Annotated in this window: 17 protein-coding genes and 2 pseudogenes; 4 read left to right on the top strand and 15 right to left on the bottom strand. The window is 73.2% G+C overall.

Annotation, left to right across the window (positions count from 1 at the left end):
- The first annotated feature begins 53 nt into the window (after positions 1–53).
- Positions 54–446: a Rieske (2Fe-2S) protein gene (locus ACZ7G3_RS29595; protein WP_470929153.1), complete on the top strand. Its 393-nt coding sequence runs from the start codon at positions 54–56 to the stop codon at positions 444–446.
- A gap of 23 nt (positions 447–469) precedes the next feature.
- Positions 470–1,222 carry a nucleotidyltransferase domain-containing protein gene (locus ACZ7G3_RS29600; RefSeq protein ID WP_470929155.1) on the top strand — a complete coding sequence of 251 codons (753 nt, stop codon included), beginning with the start codon at positions 470–472 and terminating at the stop codon, positions 1,220–1,222.
- Here ACZ7G3_RS29600 and ACZ7G3_RS29605 read toward each other — a convergent pair.
- The 12 genes and pseudogenes from ACZ7G3_RS29605 to ACZ7G3_RS29660 form a co-directional block, all read right to left on the bottom strand.
- Positions 1,157–1,315 (bottom strand): annotated as a pseudogene (locus ACZ7G3_RS29605) (nucleotidyltransferase domain-containing protein); the annotation flags it as partial. The gene ACZ7G3_RS29600 and the pseudogene ACZ7G3_RS29605 overlap by 66 nt on opposite strands.
- A gap of 19 nt (positions 1,316–1,334) precedes the next feature.
- Positions 1,335–2,375: an ADP-ribosylglycohydrolase family protein gene (locus tag ACZ7G3_RS29610; protein WP_470929157.1), complete on the bottom strand. Its 1,041-nt coding sequence runs from the start codon at positions 2,373–2,375 to the stop codon at positions 1,335–1,337.
- Complete coding sequence (locus tag ACZ7G3_RS29615; RefSeq protein ID WP_470929159.1) at positions 2,372–3,091, bottom strand: NUDIX hydrolase; 720 nt, start codon at positions 3,089–3,091, stop codon at positions 2,372–2,374. The genes ACZ7G3_RS29610 and ACZ7G3_RS29615 overlap by 4 nt, the downstream gene beginning before the upstream one ends.
- A gap of 71 nt (positions 3,092–3,162) precedes the next feature.
- The gene (locus ACZ7G3_RS29620; protein ID WP_426600633.1) at positions 3,163–4,311 is read right to left on the bottom strand and encodes a pseudouridine synthase; all 1,149 of its coding nucleotides are present in this window, start codon (positions 4,309–4,311) and stop codon (positions 3,163–3,165) included.
- Complete coding sequence (scpB, locus tag ACZ7G3_RS29625; RefSeq protein WP_426600634.1) at positions 4,311–4,964, bottom strand: SMC-Scp complex subunit ScpB; 654 nt, start codon at positions 4,962–4,964, stop codon at positions 4,311–4,313. Before scpB ends, ACZ7G3_RS29620 begins: the two co-directional genes overlap by 1 nt.
- A complete protein-coding gene (locus ACZ7G3_RS29630; RefSeq protein WP_470929161.1) occupies positions 4,961–5,989 on the bottom strand; it encodes a segregation and condensation protein A in 1,029 nt (342 codons plus the stop codon). Before ACZ7G3_RS29630 ends, scpB begins: the two co-directional genes overlap by 4 nt.
- 483 nt (positions 5,990–6,472) lie before the next feature.
- Positions 6,473–7,036 (bottom strand): hypothetical protein, encoded by a 564-nt coding sequence (locus ACZ7G3_RS29635; protein WP_426600636.1) that lies wholly within the window; start codon positions 7,034–7,036, stop codon positions 6,473–6,475.
- A complete protein-coding gene (locus tag ACZ7G3_RS29640) occupies positions 7,021–8,148 on the bottom strand; it encodes a ParA family protein (protein ID WP_398135180.1) in 1,128 nt (375 codons plus the stop codon). The genes ACZ7G3_RS29635 and ACZ7G3_RS29640 overlap by 16 nt, the downstream gene beginning before the upstream one ends.
- 445 nt (positions 8,149–8,593) lie before the next feature.
- Positions 8,594–9,718, bottom strand: a complete 1,125-nt coding sequence (gene ald / locus ACZ7G3_RS29645) for an alanine dehydrogenase (protein ID WP_470929163.1) — start codon at positions 9,716–9,718, stop codon at positions 8,594–8,596.
- Positions 9,719–9,850: 132 nt separating this feature from the next.
- The gene (locus ACZ7G3_RS29650; RefSeq protein WP_470929165.1) at positions 9,851–11,878 is read right to left on the bottom strand and encodes a tetratricopeptide repeat protein; all 2,028 of its coding nucleotides are present in this window, start codon (positions 11,876–11,878) and stop codon (positions 9,851–9,853) included.
- 164 nt (positions 11,879–12,042) lie between these two features.
- Positions 12,043–12,678 carry an NUDIX domain-containing protein gene (locus tag ACZ7G3_RS29655; protein WP_426600640.1) on the bottom strand — a complete coding sequence of 212 codons (636 nt, stop codon included), beginning with the start codon at positions 12,676–12,678 and terminating at the stop codon, positions 12,043–12,045.
- An 86-nt stretch (positions 12,679–12,764) separates the two neighbouring features.
- The gene (locus ACZ7G3_RS29660) at positions 12,765–14,420 is read right to left on the bottom strand and encodes a CTP synthase (RefSeq protein WP_426600641.1); all 1,656 of its coding nucleotides are present in this window, start codon (positions 14,418–14,420) and stop codon (positions 12,765–12,767) included.
- A gap of 561 nt (positions 14,421–14,981) precedes the next feature.
- On the opposite strand from ACZ7G3_RS29660, the gene ACZ7G3_RS29665 reads away from it, so the two are divergent.
- The gene (locus ACZ7G3_RS29665; RefSeq protein WP_426600653.1) at positions 14,982–16,784 is read left to right on the top strand and encodes a glycoside hydrolase family 15 protein; all 1,803 of its coding nucleotides are present in this window, start codon (positions 14,982–14,984) and stop codon (positions 16,782–16,784) included.
- A gap of 240 nt (positions 16,785–17,024) precedes the next feature.
- Positions 17,025–18,659, top strand: a complete 1,635-nt coding sequence (locus tag ACZ7G3_RS29670; RefSeq protein WP_470929167.1) for a PucR family transcriptional regulator — start codon at positions 17,025–17,027, stop codon at positions 18,657–18,659.
- Between the two features lie 10 nt (positions 18,660–18,669).
- Here ACZ7G3_RS29670 and ACZ7G3_RS29675 read toward each other — a convergent pair whose 3' ends face one another.
- The 3 genes and pseudogenes from ACZ7G3_RS29675 to recN all read right to left on the bottom strand — a co-directional run bounded on the left by ACZ7G3_RS29675 (position 18,670) and on the right by recN (position 22,534).
- A complete protein-coding gene (locus tag ACZ7G3_RS29675) occupies positions 18,670–19,815 on the bottom strand; it encodes a glycosyltransferase family 4 protein (protein WP_470929169.1) in 1,146 nt (381 codons plus the stop codon).
- Positions 19,816–20,001: 186 nt separating this feature from the next.
- Positions 20,002–20,759, bottom strand: a pseudogene (locus tag ACZ7G3_RS29680) (hypothetical protein).
- 32 nt (positions 20,760–20,791) lie between these two features.
- Complete coding sequence (gene recN, locus ACZ7G3_RS29685; RefSeq protein ID WP_470929171.1) at positions 20,792–22,534, bottom strand: DNA repair protein RecN; 1,743 nt, start codon at positions 22,532–22,534, stop codon at positions 20,792–20,794.
- Positions 22,535–22,536 lie beyond the last annotated feature (2 nt).

Raw genomic sequence — 22,536 nt, forward strand, 5'->3', positions numbered from 1 at the left:
CGTCTCCTGAGACGCCGGCCCCGGCCGGAACCCCCCTCCCCGGGAGCTGCGACATGACCGACATCCCGACCCGCCGTACGGTCCTCCTCTGCACGGGGGCGGCGGCGCTCACCACCGGCTGCGGAGGCGGAGGCGGCGGTTCCTCGGCCGCCTCGCCGGGACAGGATCTGGCGCCGACGAGCGACATCGCGGTCGGCGGTGGCAAGGTCTTCGCGGACGAGAAGATCGTGGTGACCCAGCCGCAGCCGGGTGAGTTCAAGGCGTTCTCGGCGGTCTGCACTCACCAGAACTGCCTGGTGTCGGACGTGCGGGACGGCACCATCGACTGCGCCTGCCACGGCAGCGGGTTCAGCGTCGCCGACGGCGCGGTGGAGCGGGGTCCGGCCACGAGGCCGCTGTCCGAGGAGCGGATCGCGGTGCGGGGAAATTCGGTCCGCCTGGCGTGAGGCGCCCGCGTACGCTCCCGGACATGCACCCCGAGACCGCGGCGCTGCCCGAGACCCTGGTACGCGACCACACGATCTACGCCTGTGTCATGGGTTCGCGCGCCTTCGGTCTGGCGACGGAGGGCAGCGACACGGACCGCCGGGGCGTGTTCCTCGCGCCGACGCCCCTGTTCTGGCGCTTCGAGAAGCCGCCGACGCACGTGGAGGGTCCGGCCGAGGAGCAGTTCAGCTGGGAGCTGGAGCGCTTCTGCGGGCTGGCGCTGCGCGCCAACCCGAACATCCTGGAGTGCCTGCACTCCCCGCTCGTCGAGTCCGTGGACGACACGGGCCGCGAACTGCTCGCCCTGCGCGAGGCGTTCCTCTCGCGCCGGGTCCACGAGACGTTCAGCCGGTACGCGCACGGCCGGCGCCGCAAGCTGGACGCCGATGTGCGCGCGCACGGCGCCCCGCGCTGGAAGCACGCGATGCACCTGCTGCGGCTGCTGACGAGCGCCCGCGACCTGCTCCGCACGGGCGTCCTGACGATCGACGTCGGCGACCGGCGGGAGTCGCTGCTCGCCGTGAAGCGCGGCGAGGTGCCCTGGCCGGAGGTCGAGTCCCGGATGAGCCTCCTGGTGGAGGAAGGCGAGGAGGCGGCCCGCCGCAGCCCGCTGCCCGCCGAGCCGGACCGGCGCCGCGTCGAGGACTTCCTCGTCCGCGTCCGCCGCGCCTCAGCCCTCCGGGCCGGCCGGACGGATCCGTACGACGAAGTCGTGCGGGGCGTCGGGCAGGACTGACGCCGCCCGCGCCTCGTCGAGTACGCCGTGCAGCCGCTCCACGTCGGCGCGCACGCGCGTGTGGCCGACGCCGGCGTCCCCGTGCTCGCGCCCCACCTGGTCGGTCATGTGCTCAAGCGTCCCAGAGCGCTCCGAGGGCCAGCAGGTCGGTCCGGTACTCGATGCGGTCGGCCCATGCGGCGGGCCAGGCGTCGGCGCCCAGGTACGCGCCGGCGAAGGCGCCCGCGAGGCAGGCGATGGAGTCGGAGTCGCCGGAGGTGCAGGCGCCTCGGCGCAGGGCGGTCAGCGGCTCGTCGACGAAGAGCAGGAAGCAGAGCAGTCCGGCCGCCAGGGCCTCCTCGGCGATCCAGCCCTCGCCGACCGCGAGGCAGGGGTCGGTCTCCGGCGAGACGGTGCGCACGGCGTGCTGGAGGCGGTCGAGTATCGCCAGGCACTCGTCCCAGCCGCGGGCGATGAAGTGCTCGGGCGTGGGGTCCTGGGCGCGGGTCCACAGGTCGCCGAGCCAACGCTCGTGGTAGCGGGTGCGGTTGTCGTAGGCGTACGACCGCAGCAGCCCGACCAGTCCGGTCGGCTCGGCGCCCTGGGCGAGCAGCCGTACGGCGTGGGCGGTGAGGTCGGAGGCGGCGAGCGCGGTCGGGTGGCCGTGGGTGAGCGCGGACTGCAACTGGGCGGCGCCCGCGCGCTGTTCGTCGCTGAGGCCGGGGACGAGGCCGATGGGCGCGACGCGCATGTTGGCGCCGCAGCCCTTGGAGTGAACCTGGCTGGCGTCCTGCCAGGGGCGGTCGGACCGCTCCAGGAGGCCGCAGGCCGTGAGGCAGGTGTTGCCCGGCGCCCGGTTGTTCTCCGGCGACCGGTTCCAGGCGATGAACTCCTGCCGCACGGGCTCCGCCATGCCCTCGGGCGTCAGGACCGCGAGGCCCATGGCCGTCCGCAGCCCCTTCCCGAGCGCCAGCGTCATCTGGGTGTCGTCGGTGACGATCGCGGGCCGGGGCAGCTCCATCTCCCGCCAGGGGCCGCACTTGGCGAGGATCGACGGGACGTCGTCGAACTCGGTGGGGAAGCCCAGCGCGTCGCCGAGGGCGAGTCCGGTGAGCGCCCCGGTGGCGGCGCGCTTGGTGACGGTGGTCGTGGTCGTGCGGGGCGTCGTGGTCATGCGGGGCGTCCTTCCCGAGGGGTGCGGAGCAGGGGCGGGTGCAGGGTGGTGGCGGGGCCGGAGCGGTAGAGCGCGGCCGGTTTGCCGCGGCCGCCGGTGAGGCGGGCGGCGCCGGGGACCGCCTCGACGAAACCCGGTGTGGTGAGCACCTTGCGGCGGAAGTTCGGCCGGTCCAGAGCCGTCCCCCACACGGTCTCGTAGACCTGCTGCAGCTCGCCGAGCGTGAACTCGGCCGGGCAGAAGGCGGTGGCCAGGCAGGTGTACTCCAGCTTGGCGCCGACGCGTTCCCGGGCGTCGGCCAGGATCCGGTCGTGGTCGAAGGCGAGGTTTAGGGCCGCGTCGTACGGCACCCAGCGGGCCTCGGCCGCGTCGGTGCCCGCGTGCGGTTCGGGAGGGCCGGGCAGCAGGGCGGCGAACGCGACCGACACGACCCGCATCCGGGGGTCGCGGCCGGGCTCGCTGTAGGTGCGCAGCTGCTCCAGGTGCAGTCCGCTCACGTCGGACAGGCCGGTCTCCTCGGCCAGCTCGCGCCGGGCCGCCGTCTCCGCCGACTCGTCCGGCAGCAGAAAGCCGCCGGGCAGCGCCCAGCGGCCGGCGTACGGCTCCTGCCCCCGCTCGACGAGCAGCACGTGCAGCGCGCCCGCGCGGATCGTGAGGACGGCGAGATCGACGGTGACGGCGAAGGGCTCGAAGGCGTACTTGTCGTAGCCGTGCACAGGCGGCCACCCCCTTAATAGTCACTCAGACTATAAAGGGGGTGGGTGGCCCGTCACAACCTTCGCGGTGCTTAGAGTTCGACCTCCTGCATCAGCATCCCGACCTCCGTGTTGGACAGCCGGCGCAGCCAGCCCGACTTCTGGTCGCCCAGGGTGATCGGGCCGAAGGCGGTGCGCACCAGTTTGTCGACGGGGAAGCCCGCCTCGGCCAGCATCCGGCGGACGATGTGCTTGCGGCCCTCGTGGAGGGTGACCTCGACCAGGTAGTTCTTGCCGGTCTGCTCGACGACCCGGAAGTGGTCCGCGCGCGCGTACCCGTCCTCCAGCTGGATGCCGTCCTTGAGGCGCTTGCCGAGGTCGCGCGGGATGGGGCCCACGATGTGCGCGAGGTAGGTCTTCTTCACGCCGTACCGGGGGTGGGTCAGGCGGTGCGCCAGCTCACCGTGGTTGGTCAGCAGGATGACACCCTCGGTCTCGGTGTCGAGCCGGCCGACGTGGAAGAGCCGGGTCTCGCGGTTGGTGACGTAGTCACCGAGGCACTGCCGGCCGTCCGGGTCCTCCATGGTGGAGACGACGCCGGCGGGCTTGTTGAGCGAGAAGAACTGGTACGACTGCGTGGCGACGGTCAGGCCGTCGACCTTGACCTCGTCCTTCTCCGGGTCGACCCGCCTGCCCTGCTCCAGCACGATCTCGCCGTTGATCTCGACGCGCGCCTGCTCGATCAGCTCCTCGCAGGCACGCCGGGAGCCGTAGCCCGCGCGCGCGAGGACCTTCTGCAGCCGCTCGCCCTCCTGCTCGGCGCCCGGGAAGGTCTTGGGCAGCTTGACGTCCTTCTTGCCGGCGTACCGCTCCCGGTTGCGCTCCTCGGCCCGCGCCTCGTACTCACGCGACGTGGCCGGGACCGAGCGGCCCCGCTGCAGGGGCTTCTTCGGCCCGCCCTTGGCGCCGCCGCGGGCCGCGGGGCCGCGGCCCGACTTCGGGCCCTCATGGGTGGCGCCGGGGCCCACGTCGTAGCGCCGCTCCTCCGGGCGCGGGTTCTTGGGACGGCCGCCCTGCCTGTCGTCGCGGTTGCCACCGGCGCCGCGGGGGTTACCGCGCCCACCACTGCTCCCGCCGCGGGGGTTACCGCGGCCACCGCTGCTCCCGCCGCGGCCGCCGCTGTTGCCACCACGGCTCCCGCCGTTGTTTCCGCTGCTGTTCCTGCCGCTGCTGCTTCGCATCAAAGTTCCGTCTTGTCGTCTGCGTCCTCGGAATCCGGGGCGTCCGGATCGAACGACGGGACCCCTTCCAGTGTCTCGGCCTCGATCGCCGCCGCCTCGGGGAGGAAGGGCGCGAGCTCCGGGAGCTCGTCCAGGCCGCGCAGGCCCATCCGCTCCAGGAAGTAGTTCGTCGTCACGTACAGGATCGCACCTGTTTCGGGTTCCGTGCCCGCCTCCTCGACCAGACCCCGTTGCAGGAGGGTGCGCATCACGCCGTCGCAGTTCACGCCGCGTACCGCGGAGACGCGGCTGCGGCTGACCGGCTGGCGGTAGGCGACCACGGCGAGTGTCTCCAGCGCGGCCTGGGTGAGGCGGGCGTGCTGGCCGTCCAGGACGAAGCCCTCGACGGCCGCCGCGTACTCGGGGCGGCTGTAGAAGCGCCAGCCGCCCGCGATCAGGCGCAGCTCGAAGCCGCGGCGCTGGACGGTGTACTCGTCGGCGAGCTCGCGCAGCGCGTCCGCGATCTGCCGCCGCGGCCGCTGGAGTATCCGGGCGAGGTGCTCCTCGGTCGCGGGCTCGTCCACGACCATGAGGACGGCTTCGAGGGCGGGTTTGAGTTCCAGGCCGGCGACGGTGCCCGGCCCGCCCACGACCTCCGTGGTCTCGTCACTCACGCCTTCCGCTCCTCCTCGGTCTTCTCGGGCGGCCGGTCGAACTCGTCCGTCACCACCGGCCCGGCGTCGCCCTCCCCTCCCGCCCAGCGCACCAGCAGGTCACCGAGCGCGGTCTCCTGGTCCAGCTCGACGGCCTTCTCCCGGTACAGCTCCAGCAGGGCGAGGAAGCGGGCGACGACGGTCAGTGTGTCCTCGGTGTCCTCGACCAGGGTCCGGAAGCTGGCCTCGCCCAGCTCCCTCAGCCGGGCGACGACGATCCCGGCCTGCTCCTGCACGCTGACCAGGGGTGCGTGGATGTGCTCGACGTAGACCTGCGGCTTGGGCCTGGGCTGCATCGCCTTGACGGCGAGCCTGGCGAAGCCCTCCGGCCCGATGCTGATGACGACCTCGGGCAGCAGCTCGGCGTGGTGGGGTTCCAGGCCGACGGTACGGGGGTGGCGGCGGGCCTCGGCCTCCAGCCGGTCGTTGAAGATCTCCGCGATCTGTTTGTACGCGCGGTACTGGAGCAGCCGCGCGAAGAGCAGGTCGCGGGCCTCCAGCAGCGCCAGGTCGGCCTCGTCCTCCACCTCGGCGGCGGGCAGCAGCCGGGCCGCCTTCAGGTCGAGCAGTGTGGCCGCCACCACCAGGAACTCGGTCGTCTCGTCGAGATCCCAGTCCGGCCCCCTCGCCCGGATGTGCGCCATGAACTCGTCGGTCACCCTGGAGAGCGCGACCTCGGTGACGTCCATCTTGTGCTTGGAGATCAGCTGGAGGAGCAGATCGAACGGCCCCTCGAAGTTGGCGAGCCGCACCTTGAAGACCCCGTCGCCGGGCGCGTCCTCCGCCGGGTTCTCGGACCCGTCCCGAGTCGGGGCCTGCGACGGCACGGGGGCGGCCGCCGCCCCGTCGGGCCCCGGAGCGCCCTGCGGCGCCCTCTCGGGGCCTGCGGGACCGTGGGCCGCCCCGGAGCCCTCCTGAGCGCCGGCGGACTCCTGCGGCGCGGCTCCCGGCGCGAGGGGCGGCTGCGGCGCGGACTCCGAAGCCACGGCGGACGTCCGCTCCCCGGCCCCCGGCCCCGCGGTGGAAGCCCACGCCGCCGTGTTCGGAGCGGCGGCGGGCGGCTGCGGCGCGGACTCCGGCCGAGGGGGCGCCGGGGCCTCCGACTCGCCCCGTGACCCGGCCTCCCGGCGGGGGCGCTCCGCCTCCGGCTCGGTCACCGCGGGGGAAGCCTGCGGAGATGCCTGGGAAAGGACCTGGGGAGAGACCTGCGCAGAGGTCGCGTCACTCGGCGAAGAGGCCTCCGGAGCCGTGCTCGCCGGTGGCGCCTCGGATGCCGGCCGTGCGACCGCGGCCTCGCGGGGCTCGGTGCCGGACGGCGCCTCCACGGGCGCCTCGGGCGTCTCGGTGACCGGCGGGGCCGACGGAGCCACCCGCGGCTCTCCCGGTCCTCTCCCCAGCGCACGCCGACGGCCGGCGCGGGCACCGGGGCGGGGGGCGTCGTTCGAGGTCATGGCCCCCGCAGGCTACCGCTACCGCCCGCGCAGCCGTCGTACGAGGATGCTGGCGTCCCCCCGGGTCTCCAGGTCGGCGAGGACCACGGCGACCGCCTCGCGGACGATGCGGCCGCGGTCGACGGCCAGCCCGTGCTCGCCGCGGAGCACCAGCCGGGCGTGCTCCAGGTCCATGAGCTCCTCGGCGGAGACGTACACGGTGATCTTCTCGTCGTGGCGCTCGCGACCGCTGGGACGGCGCGAGGGAGACCGCCCGCGCTTGCGCGGCTGGGCGGTGGCAGAACCTTCCTGCGCGCCCGGGCCCGAGCCCCGCGCGGAGCGTTCCGCGCCGCGGCTGCGCGGCTCGCCCCCGGAGCCGGGTTCCGCGTCCGCCGCGGCGTGCTCCGCGCCCTCGCCGTCACCGCCCTGCGCGGGCACCGACTGCGGCGCGTCCTCGGCGGCGGCCTGGTCGCTCTCCCCCGCCGGCGCCGGCACCCGGGCGTCGCCACCGGCCGGTCGCCGCGGGGAGGACGCCTGGAGCGCCGTTCCCCCTGTCGTGCGGAAGAGTTCGTCGGCCCCCGGCAGACTCACTCGGCGTGACACCGGGCGAGCACCTCCCTGGCGAGCTGGCGGTAGGCGGCGGCACCGACGGAGTTGGAGGCGTACGTGGTGATCGGCTCACCGGCGACCGTGGTCTCCGGGAAGCGGACCGTGCGCCCGATGACCGTGTGGTAGACGTGGTCGTCGAATGCCTCGACCACACGCGCGAGCACCTCACGGCTGTGCACCGTGCGCGAGTCGTACATCGTGGCGAGGATGCCGTCGAGCTCCAGGTCGGGGTTGAGCCGCTCCTGGACCTTCTCGATCGTCTCGGTCAGCAGCGCCACACCGCGCAGTGCGAAGAACTCGCACTCCAGCGGCACGATCACCTTGTGCGCGGCGGTCAGCGCGTTGACCGTGAGCAGGCCGAGCGAGGGCTGGCAGTCGATCACGATGTAGTCGTAGTCGTCCATCAGCGGCTTCAGCGCCCGCTGCAGCGTGGACTCGCGCGCGACCTCGCTCACCAGCTGCACCTCGGCCGCCGACAGGTCGATGTTGCTGGGCAGCAGGTCCATGTTGGGGACCGCGGTCTTCAGCAGCACCTCGTCGGCCGCCATGCCCCGCTCCATGAGCAGGTTGTAGACGGTGAGGTCGAGCTCCATCGGGTTGACGCCGAGACCGACCGACAGCGCGCCCTGCGGGTCGAAGTCGACGAGCAGCACCCGGCGCCCGTACTCGGCGAGCGCGGCGCCCAGGTTGATGGTCGACGTGGTCTTGCCCACGCCGCCCTTCTGGTTGCACATCGCGATGATCTTCGCGGGGCCGTGCTCGGTCAGCGGCCCCGGGATCGGGAAGTAGGGCAGCGGGCGTCCGGTCGGTCCGATGCGCTCACGGCGCTGGCGGGCCGCGTCGGGCGCGAGCGTGGCGGCGTACTCGGGATCGGGCTCGTACTCCGCGTCCGGGTCGTAGAAGTGCCCCTCGGGCAGTTCGTCGTAGTCGGCGAAGTGGTTGCGGGACGCGCCACTTCCGTTGCCGGCCATGGCGTTCACGTGTTGGCCATCCATACTCATGTGTGCTGTCTGAGTTGCCTGCGGACTCTGGTGGGCTGCGAAGGTGTGTACAGCGACGGAGCCGACAGCCTCGAGACGCCTGGGGCTGTGGGCCCGTGCAGGCATTCCTGGTTGACCACCCCCGGGAGTAAATGTCGACTCATTCACAAGTCGTCTTACCTCCTTGGTGACCAGGAAACTTCTAGACAGGTCAGCGTGGCACCATGCCGACGTTCGGCGACTCTATGGCGTGTCGGCCGTCCGCAGCAACACAATCCACCGGACCCGGCCGGATGTGTCGGCAATGAAACAACCCTCTGTCAAGGGCGTACGGCCGTCGCACAGCAGGTTTCACCGGTGCGCGAATCGGTTGAAGCGTTACGTTCGAGGCGAGTTGACCGAGAATCGCAAAGTGACCATACACACACCCGGCCGGACCTTGTCGGGCAAGGTCCGGCCGGGTGTGCGGGGTTGACGGCGACTGTTGACGTATCGCCTTTCCCGGTTGATGACTTAGCCGATTTACCGGCCGACGACAGCCGCCGACGGCGGCCGACGGCTCGTGCGGGCGTCAGGCGAGCAGGGCGGCCGGCTCCACGTGCTCCAGGCCGTGCGCCTCGGCGACCTCCTTGTAAACGACCTTGCCGTCATGCGTGTTGAGGCCCTTGGCCAACGCGGGGTCACGGCGCAGCGCCTCGGCCCAGCCGCGGTTCGCCAGTTCCACGATGTACGGCAGCGTGGCGTTGGTCAGCGCGTAGGTGGAGGTGTTCGGCACCGCGCCGGGCATGTTGGCGACGCAGTAGAAGACCGAGTTGTGGACCGGGAAGGTCGGCTCGGCGTGCGTGGTCGGGTGGGAGTCCTCGAAGCAGCCGCCCTGGTCGATCGCGATGTCGACAAGGACACTTCCGGGCTTCATCCGGGAGACCAGCTCGTTGCTGACCAGCTTCGGGGCCTTGGCGCCCGGGATCAGGACGGCGCCGATCACGAGGTCGGCCTCCAGGCAGGCCTTCTCCAGCTCGAAGGCGTTGGAGACGACGGTCTGGATCTTCGTACCGAAGATCTTGTCGGCTTCCTTGAGCTTGGTGATGTCCTTGTCGAGCAGGGTCACGTGGAAGCCCATGCCGATGGCGATCTGCGCCGCGTTCCAGCCGGAGACGCCGCCGCCGATGACGACGGCCCGGCCGGCCAGCACGCCGGGGACGCCGCCCGGCAGCACACCGCGGCCGCCGTTCGCGGCCATCAGGTGGTACGCGCCGACCTGGGGGGCCAGCCGGCCCGCGACCTCGGACATGGGGGCCAGCAGCGGCAGCGCCCGGTTCGGCAGCTCGACCGTCTCGTAGGCGATGGCGGTGGTGCCGGCCTCGACGAGCGCGTCCGTGCACTCCTTGGAGGCGGCCAGGTGCAGGTAGGTGAAGAGCGTCTGGTCCTTGCGGAGGCGGTGGTACTCCTCCGCGACGGGCTCCTTGACCTTCAGCACCAGGTCGGCGGCGGCCCAGACCTCGTCGGCGGTGTCGAGTATCCGCGCGCCGGCCGCGACGTACTCGGCGTCCGGGATCGAGGATCCGACGCCGGCCTCGCGCTCGACGACGACCTGGTGACCGTGGCGCACCAGCTCGTGCACGCCGGCGGGGGTGATGGCCACCCGGAACTCGTTGTTCTTGACCTCGCGGGGGATACCGACCTTCACGTCGATCACGGTCCTTGGCTCAGAGGGTTGGGCTATTGCTACACATACCCGCGCACACGTACGCACAACGGGAGAGACCGCAAGAACGTGCGGCAGAGCCAGTCTAATGAAGGTGTTCCGTGTGTCCAGCCTTTCAAAGCATCAATCTTCAGAGCCCGATCTGCGGATTTCGCAGGCTTCGGCGGTGTCTTCCCTCAGCATGCGTTCGGCCACGCTCCGCTGCATGCCGGCCGCCGTGGGATCGCCGAGACGGTCGAGCGTGTCGGCCAGCCGCAGGTGCAGCGCGGCCTGGAGCCGGACGTCCTCGGCCCTGCGCGCCCAGTCGACGGCCTCCTGGCAGGTACGCAGCGACTCCTCGGGCCGTCCGGCGTACTCCTGGACCCGGGCCAGTTCGCTCAACGCGCGCGCGTGCGCGGCCACATCGCCCACCTTGCGGTACCCGGCGACCGCGGCGCGCCAGCACCGCAGCGCCTCGCCGTACCGGCCCGCGTAGGTGTGGGCGGTGGCGGTGCGGCCGTAGATCCGGGCGGCGTCGGCGCGCTCGTGCCGGGCGAGCCGCTGGGCGAGGGCCCGGCCGAACCAGTCGGCGGCCCGGTCGTAGTCGCCGAGCTCCAGGTGGGCGCCGCCTACGGATTCCATCGCGCGGCCGGTCGCGTACGGGTCGTTCGCCTCGCGTCCGGCGTCCAGCGCGGCGCGGTAGCGCACCAGGGCCTCGGCGGTGCGGCCGGTGCGGGCGTCCAGGTCGGCCAGGTTCAGCAGGGCCGCGGCCTTCTCCCGGGGCAGCTCGCGGCGCTCGGCCACGTCGAGGACGAGGCGGTGGACGCCGTACAGGTCGGCTGCCGCCGCCCGGGTGCCGAAGTGGGCGACCATGGCCCGCACCAGCTGGGACAGCAGTCTCCGGGCGAGGGTGTCCAGTTCCCCGTCGGCGACCGCGAGCCGGGCCGCGGCGAGCAGGGCGGGCCGGCGGACGCGCAGCCAGTCGGCGGCGGCCCTCGGGGTGGGGAAACGGAGGTCTCGTGGTGTGGCGAGGAGCTTCTCACGGGCCTGCGGGCTGTCGGTCTCGGTGACCGCCCGGCAGGACTGGAGCAGCCGTACCGTCCGCTCCAGCATGCGGGCGCGGGCGAGCTGGATCTCGGCGGGGCGGTCGTGGGTCTCGGTGAGGGCCCTCAGCCGGCCGTGCAGGCATCCGGGGACCTCGTACTCGGGCAGCGGGGAGTCGACCGCGCGCAGCACGCCGAGGGCGACGAAGTCGTCCAGGGTGGTGCGGGCGCCGTTCACCGAGCAGCCGGCGAGCGCGGAGGCGGTGTGCGGGTCGACCAGACCGGCCGGAGCGAGGGAGAGCAATCGCAGTATCCGGGCGGCGGGGCCGGGCAGCGACGCGTAGGCGAGGCGGAAGACGCGGCTGAGCGGGGTGCCTTCGTCACCCTCCGTGTGCATGTGCTTGGCGAGGTCGGCGACGGCCGCCTGGGGACGGGCGGCGAGCCAGCCGCCGGCCAGGGTCAGCGCGGCGGGCTGGGCCTGGCAGACCTCGGCCAGCTGCTCGGCGGCGCGGGGGTCGACGGTGATGCGGACCGAGCCGGTGTGCCGGGAGAGCAGTTCCACGGCCGACTTGGTGTCGAGGCCGCCCAGTGTGCACGGACGGACGTCCGCGATGCCGGTCAGCGGGCCCTCGGAGACGGCGACGGCCAGGCAGTCGGGGGTGTCCGGCAACAGGGCGTCGACCTGCTCGGCGTCGGCCGCGTCGTCGAGCAGGAGCAGCACCCTGCGGTCGGCGAGGGCGGTGCGGAGGGCCTCGGTGAGGTCGTCCTCGCCGGCGCCGGGCGGGGCGGGACGGTCCAGCTCGGTGAGGAGTTCCCGGGCGAGCCGCCCGACCGGCACGCGAGTGCCGTCCGGTTCGCTCAGCCGGGCGCGCAGCACGCCGTCGGGGTAGGCGTCGGCGACCTGGGCGACCAGTTCCTCGGCGAGCGCGGTGCGGCCGGAGCCGGGCCGGCCCGCGATGAGCAGCACGCGCGCGCGGGGGGCCTTGCGGCCGGAGAGGGTGTCCAGTCCCGCGCGCTCGATGTCGGCGCGCAGCTCCTTCAACTCCCGGATGCGGCCCAGGAACCGATTCTCCTCAGCAGGGTCCTCCGACAGCCGTACGCCGTCCGTGTCCACCGCCTGATCCGTCACGGGCCACACTCCCGATCCCACCGCACGCCGGCGCCCGCCGGAACCCCGGTTCGGGCGTTTCCAGAGCCTAGTTCACGCTCTGCTACGTTCCCGGCGGAGCGCGGCGGGCACATCCCCCGATCGGATCAACCGATGGTCATACCAAGGCCGGGCGGGGGTGTTCCTCAGGCCTCGAACGGACGCGCCGGCCACGGCGCCTGCGCCGGGCGGAGGGTGTCGAGTCCGTCGCCCTGCTCCGCCGCGACCAGCGACAGCACGCCCACGACCAGGCAGTTGTTGTGCAGCTCACCCGCGAGTACGCCCCGCACCAGCTCCGCGACGGGCACCCGCGTCAGCTCCATGTCGGCCTCTTCGTCCTCGACCTCGAAGCGCTCGCCGTCGGCCTCGGACAGGTTGCGGGCGAGGAAGATCCGTACGGCCTCGTCGCAGCCGCCGGGGGTGGTGTAGACGTCGGTCAGCACCCGCCAGTCCTCGGCCTTGACGTGCGCCTCCTCGTACAGCTCGCGCTGCGCGGCGTGCAGCGGGTTCTCGCCCGGGACGTCGAGCAGACCGGCCGGGATCTCCCACAGCTTCTCGCGCACGGGGTGCCGGTACTGCCGGATGACCAGCACCCGCCCCTCGTCGTCCAGGGCGAGGACGGCCACCGAGCCGGGGTGGACCTGGTAGTCGCGGGTCACCACGGAGCCGTCGGGCATGACCACGTCGTCCGTGCGGACGGAGGTCTTCTTGCCGCGGAAGGGCGTCTCGGTGCCCCGGACCTCCCACTCCTCGGGGATGTCCTTGATCGTGCTGCCCGTCATACCTGACCTGCCCTTCCAGACGTACGCGAAAAGCCGGGGCCCGCGCCGTCGGATGCGCGCGCCCCGGCCACCGTACAACCGGTGTGTTACTTCGACTTCGCCGTCTTCCGCTCGACCGCGGCCTTGACCAGCCCGGCGAAGAGCGGGTGCGGGCGGGTCGGGCGGGAGCGCAGCTCCGGGTGGGCCTGCGTGGCGACCAGGTAGGGGTGGACGTCGCGCGGGTACTCGACGTACTCGACGAGCTTGCCGTCCGGGGAGGTGCCCGAGAAGACGATGCCCGTCTTCTTCTCCAGCTCCGCGCGGTAGGTGTTGTTCACCTCGTAGCGGTGGCGGTGCCGCTCCTCGACGTACTCCTTGCCGTCGTACACCTCGCGCACGATGGAGCCCTCGGCCAGCTTGGCCGGGTACATGCCGAGCCGCATCGTGCCGCCCATGTCGCCCTCACCGGCCACGATGTCCAGCTGCTCGGCCATCGTGGAGATGACCGGGTGGCCGGTGGCCGGGTCGAACTCGGTGGAGTTGGCGTCCGTGATGCCGGCCAGGTTGCGCGCGGCCTCGACCACGATGCACTGCAGGCCCAGGCAGAGGCCGAGGAGCGGGATCCTGTTCTCGCGGGCGTACTTGATCGCGCCGACCTTGCCCAGCACTCCGCGGTCGCCGAAGCCGCCCGGGATGCAGATGGCGTCGACGTCACCGAGCTGCGCCTTGGCGCCGGCCGGGGTCTTGCAGTCGTCGGACGTGACCCACTTGATCTTCACGCGGGCCTTGTTGGCGAAGCCGCCCGCGCGCAGCGCCTCGGTGACCGACAGGTAGGCGTCGGGCAGGTCGATGTACTTGCCGACCAGGGCCATGGTGATTTCGTGGTCGGGGTTGTGGACGCGGTCGAGCAGGTCGTCCCAGGTCGTCCAGTCCACGTCGCGGAACGGCAGGTCCAGCTTGCGGACCACGTAGGCGTCCAGGCCCTCGGTGTGGACGACCTTGGGGATGTCGTAGATCGACCGGGCGTCGGGGCAGGCCACCACGGCGGCCTCGTCGACGTCGCACATCAGGGAGATCTTGCGCTTGATCGCGGTCGGCACCTCGCGGTCGCAGCGCAGCACGATCGCGTCCGGCTGGATACCGATGTTGCGCAGCGCCGCGACCGAGTGCTGGGTCGGCTTCGTCTTCAGCTCACCCGAGGGGCCGATGTACGGCAGGAGCGAGATGTGGACGACGAAGACGTTGTCGCGGCCGACCTCGTGCCGCACCTGGCGGACGGTCTCCAGGAACGGCAGCGACTCGATGTCGCCGACCGTGCCGCCGACCTCGGTGATCACGACGTCCACCTCGTCCGTCGCCATGCGGCGGATGCGGTGCTTGATCTCGTTGGTGATGTGCGGGATGACCTGGACCGTGTCGCCCAGGTACTCGCCGCGCCGCTCCTTGGCGATCACCGTGTTGTAGACCTGGCCGGTGGTGACGTTGGCGGAGCCGTCGAGGTCGCGGTCGAGGAAACGCTCGTAGTGGCCGATGTCCAGGTCGGTCTCGGCGCCGTCGTTGGTGACGAACACCTCACCGTGCTGGAAGGGGTTCATCGTGCCAGGGTCGACATTGAGGTACGGGTCGAGCTTCTGCATCACGACGCGCAGACCCCGTGCCTTGAGCAGCATGCCGAGGCTGGAGGCGGTCAGCCCCTTGCCGAGCGAGGAGGCGACACCCCCGGTGACGAAGATGTGCTTGGTCGTCGAGGATTTGGGCGGCATGGCCAAAGGGGGGCTCCCGTGGTCGCGGTCTGGGGTGCTGTGCGCTCGTCGTCCGGCCCGGTCGTACCGGGTTGCCGTCGGCGGCGCCGTCGCTGCGGTTCCGGGGTTTTTCTCCCACCGGTCCACGGGCTACCAGCGTATCAGCGCCTCGGGGCGGCGGCTTCCGGCCACCCTCCGCGCACGCTCCGGTACTCAGACGCGCGGCTCACCGTTTCCTCACCCGGTGGTCACCCTTTCGGCGGACCCGGGTTGTCCGGAGCGGCACACAGATCATCTACGTGCGTCGTATCCTGCTCGGACGTTCGCTGCCGAGCCCGCCCGGCGACATGGCACCACCCCTCGCCCGTCAGCACCGGAACAACGAGAGCTCGTCAGTTCGTTGAGCGACAATTGTCGCTCGCGGCACCGCGTTGGCGACAATCGTCGTGTGCGGCGCAGCGTTTGGCTTCCCGGCCGGACGGCTGCTTTGCTTCATGACTCAACGACGCAAGACACACCCCCTTGACCGCACCAGCGACCGCCCCCATGCGGGGTGACGTGGCCGTTCGACTGGAGTTGCACGTGGCCGGGCGCATCGAAGACTACGCACTCATCGGAGACATGCAGACCGCTGCCCTGGTCTGCCGGGACGGCACAGTCGACTGGCTGTGCCTGCCCCGCTTCGACTCGCATGCCATCTTCGCCGGTCTGCTGGGCACCGGGGAACACGGCTTCTGGCGGATGGGCCCCGCCTACGCCCCCGGCGCCGAGCCGCCCACCGCGTCCCGGCGGACCTACCGCGGCGACTCGCTGATCCTGGAGTCCGAGTGGGACACCCCGCGCGGCACCGTCCGGGTGACCGATTTCATGCCGCCGCGCGACGGCGCGCCGCAGCTGATCCGGATCGTGGAGGGCGTCTCCGGCCGGGTGCCGATGCGCTCGGAGCTGCGGATGCGGTTCAGCTACGGACGCGTCGTCCCCTGGGTGCACAAGCACGAGGGCCGCACGGTGGCCGTCGCGGGCCCCGACTCCGTGTGGTTCGACACGGAGGCCGAGACCTACGGCAAGGCGCTCACCACGTACGCGGACTTCACGGTCGCTCCGGGTGACCGGATCGCGTTCACCATCTCGTGGGAGCCCTCGCACAAGGAGCCGCCGCCGCTGCCGGAGCCGGAGCAGTCGCTGGAGGCGACGGAGGACTTCTGGCGCGACTGGGTCGAGCACTGTACGTACCACGGTCCCTACCGGGAGGCCGTGGTCCGCTCCCTGATCACGCTGAAGGCCCTGACGTACGCCCCCACCGGCGGCATCGTCGCCGCGCCCACCACTTCCCTGCCGGAGGACATCGGCGGCGTCCGCAACTGGGACTACCGCTACACCTGGCTGCGCGACGCGGCGATCACCCTCTCCTCGCTGCTGCGCACCGGCTACCGCGAGGAGGCCCGCGCCTGGCGCGAGTGGCTGCTGCGCGCGGTCGCCGGCGACCCGGAGAACCTGCAGATCATGTACGGCATCGCCGGCGAGCGCGAACTCGGCGAGGCGGAGCTGGACTGGCTGCCCGGCTACGAGGGCTCCACCCCGGTCCGGGTCGGCAACGGCGCGGCGCACCAGCTCCAGCTCGACGTCTACGGCGAGGTCACCGAGGCACTGCACCTGGGCCACATGACGGGCCTGGCCCGCAACGACTACGCCTCGGTGCTCCAGCTCAAGCTGATCCGCTACCTGGAGGACCACTGGCAGGAGCCGGACGAGGGCATCTGGGAGGTGCGCGGCCCGCGCCGCCACTTCGTGCACTCCAAGGTGATGGCCTGGGTCGCCGTCGACCGCACCATCAAGCTCATCGAGTCCGGCGACGCGGACGGCCCGCTGGAGCGCTGGAAGCAGCTGCGCGACGACATCCACCGCGACGTGTGCGAGAAGGGCTACGACAAGGAACGCAACACCTTCACGCAGTCCTACGGCTCCCAGGAACTGGACGCCTCACTGCTGCTGATCCCCCAGATGGGCTTCCTGCCGCCGGACGACAAGCGGGTCATCGGCACCATCGAGGCCATCCAGCGCGAGCTGTCCACGTCGGACGGCTTCATCCTGCGCTACCCGACGGAGGGCGGCGACGAGGGCGTCGACGGCCTGCCCGGCGACGAGGGCGCCTTCCTCGCCTGCTCGTTCTGGATGGCCGACGACCTGGCGATGATCGGCCGGGTGGACGAGGCCAGGAAGCTCTTCGAGAAGCTCCTGGCCCTGCGCAACGACCTGGGCCTGCTCGCCGAGGAGTGGGACCCGCGCCTGCAGCGCCAGGTCGGCAACTTCCCGCAGGCCTTCAGCCATGTGCCCCTGATCGACACGGCACTCCGTCTCACGGCGAGCGGGGCGTACGGGGGCTGAGACGGCCGCCGCTGCGGGCACCCGTGCCTCTGGGGCGATGGGGGTACCCCCGCTCGAGCGAAGCCGAGAGTGGGGGGAGGGTGGGCGCGGCGGCGTCCCCGTAGCGCCGGGCCGCGCGCGCCCCACCCCGGCTCACGCCCACCCCGGCTCACGCCCACCCCGGCTCACGCCCACGCCGGGCAGCCGGCAAGCGCCGGGCGACTCGACCCACCGCCCCCACCCCCGGGTACCGTCCGCTGCATGAACACCCCCAGCGCACCCCCGCCCTCGGGGATCACCGTGCAGCGCGCCCTGGAGCTCCCCGGCCTCCGCAGCGGCCTGCCGGAGATCCTCGCCGGTGCCGACCGCCTGCACCGCACCGTGCGCTGGGTCCACGCCGGCGAGGTACCCAACATCGCCTCCCTCCTCAAGGGCGGCGAGCTCCTCCTGACCACGGGCTACGGCCTCGGCACCCGCCCCGCCGAGCAGCGCGCGTTCGTCCGCACCCTCGCCGAGCGCGGCATCGCCGCCCTGGTCGTGGAACTCGGCCCGCGCTTCGCGAAACTCCCCGCGGCCCTCGTGGACACCGCGCGCACGGCCGGCCTCCCGCTCGTCCAGCTGCACCGCGAGGTGCCGTTCGTGACGGTCACCGAGGAGATCCACACCGAGATCGTCAACGGCCACTACGCGCTGCTCCAGCGTGCCGAGGAGGTGCACCGCCGCTGCACGGAGGCTCTGCTCGGCGGCGGCGGAGTACCTCAGGTGCTCGGCATCCTGGCCGGCTTCGGCGGCAACCCCGTCTTCCTGGAGACCACCGACGGCCGTCTGCTGTACGCCGCCGGCCCCGGTCCCGAGGGCGCCGACCCGCTCCAGGTCTGGGAGGGACTGCGCGGCCCCCACAAGGACGCCCCGCCCCCGGCGGGCTCGGTCCTGGTGGACGTGCCCGGCGGCGGCCCCGGCGCCGGACCGGTACGCGCCCGGCTCGTCCTGCTGCCCGTACGGTCCCCGCTCGCGCCGGTGCACCGGATGGCGGCGGAGCGGGCGGCCGGCATCCTCGCCGTGGTGCTGATGCAGGCGCGGCAGGAGGAGGAACTGGCGGCGCGCGGGCGCGGCGACTTCCTCACCGACCTCGCCGAGGGCCGGATCACCGCGGAGGACGCCCCTGCGCAGGCCCGCGTCCTGGGCTTCAAACCGGGCGCCGGCCCGCTGCTCCCCGTGGTGATGCGGCTCGGTGACACCCTGTCCCCGGCCGGCGGCGGCTGGGCGGTGCTGGCGCGCGCGGTCGCCGAGGAGCTGGCCTCGGTCGGGGTGCCGGCCCTGCTGGGCGTACGGCCGGTGGAGGGGCGGGTGCCGCTCCTGCTGGGCCTGCGCGCGGAGCCGGAGCGGGCGGCGGTCGCGGACCGGGTCGCGGCGGCACTGCGGGCGGGCGTGGAACGGGCCGGGATGCGGCAGCCGGGGGCGCGGCCGCCCGTCGTGGTCGTCGGTGTGGCCGGCGGCTGGGCGGCGGCGTCGGCGGGCCTGCGGCACGCGGCGGAGACGGCGACCGCGGCCCAGGGCCTCACCGACCGGCCCTGGTACGACGCCCGGCGCCTCGACATCGACCTGCTGCTGTGGCGGCTGCGCGACCATCCGGACCTCGCGGCCTTCGTGGACCGGGCGATCGGCCCCCTGCGCGACCACGACAACCGTTCCAAGCCGCCCCTGCTGCCCACCCTCCAGACGTACCTGGCGCACGCGGGACGCAAGGCGGAGACGGCGCGCGAACTCCACCTCAACCGGCAGACGCTGTACAACCGGCTGGCGAGGATCGGGGAGTTGCTCGGCACGGACCTCGACGACCCGCAGACCGTCCTGGCGTTGAGCCTCGCCCTGCGGGCGCGCCGCCACCTGCCCTGACGGAGCCTGCCTAGAGCAGCGGCCCGGGCTGCGTCAACTCGTCGTAGACACTGAGGACCTGGGCGACGGTCTCGTCCTCGGTCGGCCAGGTGGCCGCCTGCCGTACGCCCCTGTCCTTCAGCTCCTCGCACCGCCCGGGTTCGGCGAGCAGCCGGACGACGGCGTCCGCGAGGGCCTCCGCGTCCCCGGCCGGGACGAGTTCGGCGGCGTCGCCGACGAGTTCGGGGATGCCGCCCACGTCGCTCGCGACGAGCGGCACGCGCGCGTGGAGGGCCTCCTGGGCGAGGACGGAGCGCGCCTCCCGACGGCTCGGCAGCAGGGCGAGATCGGCCGCCCCCAGCAGGTCGGTGATGTCGTCGCGGCTGCCGATGAGCGCCACCGGCAGCTCCTCGTCCTCGATCCGCCGCTGCAACTCCCCGCGCAGCGGGCCCTCCCCGGCGACGACGACCAGCGGCACCGGATCGAGGCGGCGCCACGCGCGCGCCGCGTCGAGCAGGACGTCGTACCCGCGGTGCCGCTCCAGGGAACCGACCGCGATCAGCAACGGGCGGCCGACCGCGCCGAGTTCCGCCCGGACCTTCGGGGGCCGTCGGTCGGGGTCGTCGGACTCGGCCGCCCGGCAGGGCCGCGCGGGGAGCGCGACGGGGCCGAGCCGGGCGTCCCGCGCGCCCGTCCGCCGCGCCCGGTCGACCAGCTCCGAGGTGGCGCCGAGCACCACGGCGGCGGCCTTCATCACCCGTCGTTCCAGCACGCGCAGCAGTTGGGCGCGCGCCCCCTCGGCAGGAACCCGGTCGTGCCAGGTGACGACGAGCGGGGTACGGATCCGCCGCCCGCCGAGGGCCAGCGCGGCACGGAACGAGGCGTGCAGCCCGTGCGCGTGCACCAGGTCGGCGTCCGAGCACACCGCCCGCAGGGCGGCCACGGAGACGGGATCGCTGCTGCGCGGCACATGCACGTGGCCGGCTCCGGCGCCCGTGAAGTCGTAGGTGCGTTCCGCCTCGGAGGGGGCGCACACCGTCACTTTCACGCCCCGTGCGACGAGCCCCGCGGCCAGGGAGCGCACGTGTGCGCTGCTGCCGGCGTTGCCACCGCCCAGCACCTGCACGGTGCGCAGCGGCGACCGGCCGTGCGGTGAGTGGCTGCTCACAGGGGTCACGTGGCCGGGAACTCCTGGTTCGGCGGGGAACGGTCACGAAGAACGTACAGAAGGACGGTGCGGAGGGGACGCGCCGCGCAGATCCTGCGCGTCACTCCGTCAAGGATGCCAGGCCGTACGGGTGTTCCGGGAACGACGGCCCTCGCGAAAGGGGACCGTCGGGGCAACGGGACAGGGCCAGTTCACTCACACGAGTGAGCGTGCTGCCTCACTCACCTTCTCCCCGCACGACGCCGCGGCGACGAGTGCCGCGGCGTGCGCGGCGAGCCCCGCCCGTCCGTTCCCGGCCACCACCGCGACACCCAGGGCCGCGCCCAGTGCGTGCGCTCCCGTGTCACCGAGCATCGTGCGCTCGGCGAGGTCGTCGGGCAGCGCGGCCGCGGCGGCCCCATGGCGGCGGCCGCCTCCGCTCCGGGGCCCTTGCGCGGCAGCCCCGGCGCCCCGAGCGCGAGGACCGACGCGCCGGCCGGCCCCGGGCGTACGTCCACCAGGTTGACGAAGTGCGCGGCCCCGGCGACGACGACACCCGCGAGCACCTTGTCCAAGGGCCGTTCCTTCAGCACCGCGCCCGCGGCGAGCCCGGCCGCGGAGATCCCGGACAGCTTCACCGCCCTGCTGGTGACCTCGCCGTGCCGCAGGGCCGACAGACGCGCCCGGAACCCGCGCCGGGGATCCCCGGCGCCCACCGCGTCGTCGTAGGCCCCGCGGGCCCCGGCGGCGAGCACGGCGAATCCCGCGGCGGGCCGCACCCGCGCCGTCCCCACCGCCGCGGCCACGGCGCACGCGGGTCCGGTGTGGAGATCCACGGCCCGTCCGGCGTGGTTCCCGCGCTCCCAGCGTTCCCGGCCGCCGGGGGCCGTGGCGCGCAGCACGGTCAGGCCGGTCCGCGCGAGGGCGGCGGCGAGGGCGAAGGCGGAGCCGATCGGGCGACTGCGGTTGGCCATCCGGCCACCCTACGGGCGCGGGGACCGTGCCTCTACGCGTCCGCCCTGGCCGTCGCGAGCAGTTCCTCCGCGTGTGCCCGGGCCGTCTCCGAGTCCTCCTGGCCGGCCAGCATCCGGGACAGCTCCCGGATCCGCTCCTCGCCCTCCAGCACCTTCACACCGGACCGGGTCACCGACCCGTCGTTCGTCTTCTCCACGAGCAACTGCCGGTCGGCGAACGCGGCCACCTGCGGCAGATGCGTGACGACCACGACCTGGGCGCTCTTCGCCAGCCGCGCCAGGCGCCGCCCGATCTCCACCGCCGCCTTGCCGCCGACCCCGGCGTCGACCTCGTCGAAGAGGTACGTCGGCACCGGGTCCGTACCCGCGAACACGACCTCCACGGCCAGCATCACGCGCGACAGCTCACCGCCGGACGCGCCCTTGGCGATCGGCCGCGGCGGCGCCCCCGGATGCGGGGCGAGCAGCAGCTCGACCTCGTCGGCGCCCGACGGCCCGTACGCGACCGTGCGCCCGCCGACCTCCACGCCCTGGGGGTCCTCGGTCTGGCGGATCTCGAACGACACGCGCGCGTGCGGCATGGCGAGCGAGGCCAGCTCGGCCGTCACCGCGGCGGCGAACCGCTCGGCCGCCTCCGTCCGCGCGTCGGTCAGGGCCTGCGCCAGCCCGCCCAGCTCCGCCCGGAGCGCGTCCCGCTCGGCGGTCAGCTCGCCGATCCGCTCGTCGTCGCCGTCCAGCTCGGTCAGCCGGGCGGCGCTCTGCTCGGCCCAGGCCAGCACGGCGGCGACGTCGTCGCCGTACTTACGCGTCAGCGCGGTGAGCGCGGCCCGCCGTTCCTCGACCGCCGCCAGCCGCAGCGGGTCGGCGTCCAGGTCGTCGGCGTACCCGGCGAGCTCCCCGGCCACGTCACGCAGCAGGATCCCGACCTCGCCGATCCGCTCGGCGAGCGAGGCCAGCGCCGGGTCGTACGACCGTACGGCGTCCAGGGCCCGCTGTGCGCCCGCGACGAGCGTCGCCGCGTCCACACCCTCGGGGTCCTCGGGATTGCCCGCCAGGGCGGCGTGGGCGACCGTGGCCGCCGACGCGAGCGCCTCGGCGTGGCCCAGCCGCTCCGCCTCCTGGGCCAGCTCCACGTCCTCACCGGCGCGCGGCTCGACCGCCGACACCTCGTCGAGGCCGTAGCGCAGCAGATCGGCCTCCTGGGCGCGCTCCCGCGCGCGCGTGGTGATCTCCTCCAGCTCCGTGACGACGGCCCGCAGCCGCCGGTAGGCCCCGGCGTACTTGGCGAGCGGTCCGGCGACCGCGTCGCCCGCGTACCGGTCCAGCGCCTGCCGCTGCCGGGACAGTTTGAGCAGCCCCTGCTGGTCGGTCTGCCCGTGCACGGCCACCAGTTCGTCGGCCAGCTCGGCGAGCACCCCCACGGGCACGGACCGCCCGCCGAGATGCGCGCGCGACCGCCCCTCGGCGGACACGGTACGGCTGATCAGCAGCGCCCCGTCGTCCAGCTCGGCCCCGGCCTCCTCGGCCCGGACGGCGACCGCGGCGTCCCCGGGCACGGCGATCCGCCCCTCGACGACCGCGTTCTTCGCCCCGATCCGCACGAGCGCCGCGTCCGCACGTCCGCCCAGCAGCAGCCCCAGGCTGGTGACCACCATGGTCTTGCCGGCACCCGTCTCACCGGTGACAGCGGTGAACCCGGGCGACAGCTCGACAACGGCGTCGTCGATGACTCCGAGCGACCGTATCCGCATCTCCTCAAGCACGGACACGACCATAC

The organism is Streptomyces sp. NPDC037271, from assembly GCF_055603605.1.

Bases quoted from the DNA above. Each gene is read 5' to 3' on its own strand.
- ACZ7G3_RS29620 (WP_426600633.1), bottom strand. From the start codon at position 4,311: ATGCGAAGCAGCAGCGGCAGGAACAGCAGCGGAAACAACGGCGGGAGC.
- ACZ7G3_RS29595 (WP_470929153.1), top strand. From the start codon at position 54: ATGACCGACATCCCGACCCGCCGTACGGTCCTCCTCTGCACGGGGGCG.
- ACZ7G3_RS29640 (WP_398135180.1), bottom strand. From the start codon at position 8,148: ATGCCTGCACGGGCCCACAGCCCCAGGCGTCTCGAGGCTGTCGGCTCC.
- ACZ7G3_RS29660 (WP_426600641.1), bottom strand. From the start codon at position 14,420: ATGCCGCCCAAATCCTCGACGACCAAGCACATCTTCGTCACCGGGGGT.
- ACZ7G3_RS29655 (WP_426600640.1), bottom strand. From the start codon at position 12,678: ATGACGGGCAGCACGATCAAGGACATCCCCGAGGAGTGGGAGGTCCGG.
- recN (WP_470929171.1), bottom strand. From the start codon at position 22,534: ATGGTCGTGTCCGTGCTTGAGGAGATGCGGATACGGTCGCTCGGAGTC.
- ACZ7G3_RS29610 (WP_470929157.1), bottom strand. From the start codon at position 2,375: ATGACCACGACGCCCCGCACGACCACGACCACCGTCACCAAGCGCGCC.
- ACZ7G3_RS29670 (WP_470929167.1), top strand. From the start codon at position 17,025: ATGAACACCCCCAGCGCACCCCCGCCCTCGGGGATCACCGTGCAGCGC.
- ACZ7G3_RS29600 (WP_470929155.1), top strand. From the start codon at position 470: ATGCACCCCGAGACCGCGGCGCTGCCCGAGACCCTGGTACGCGACCAC.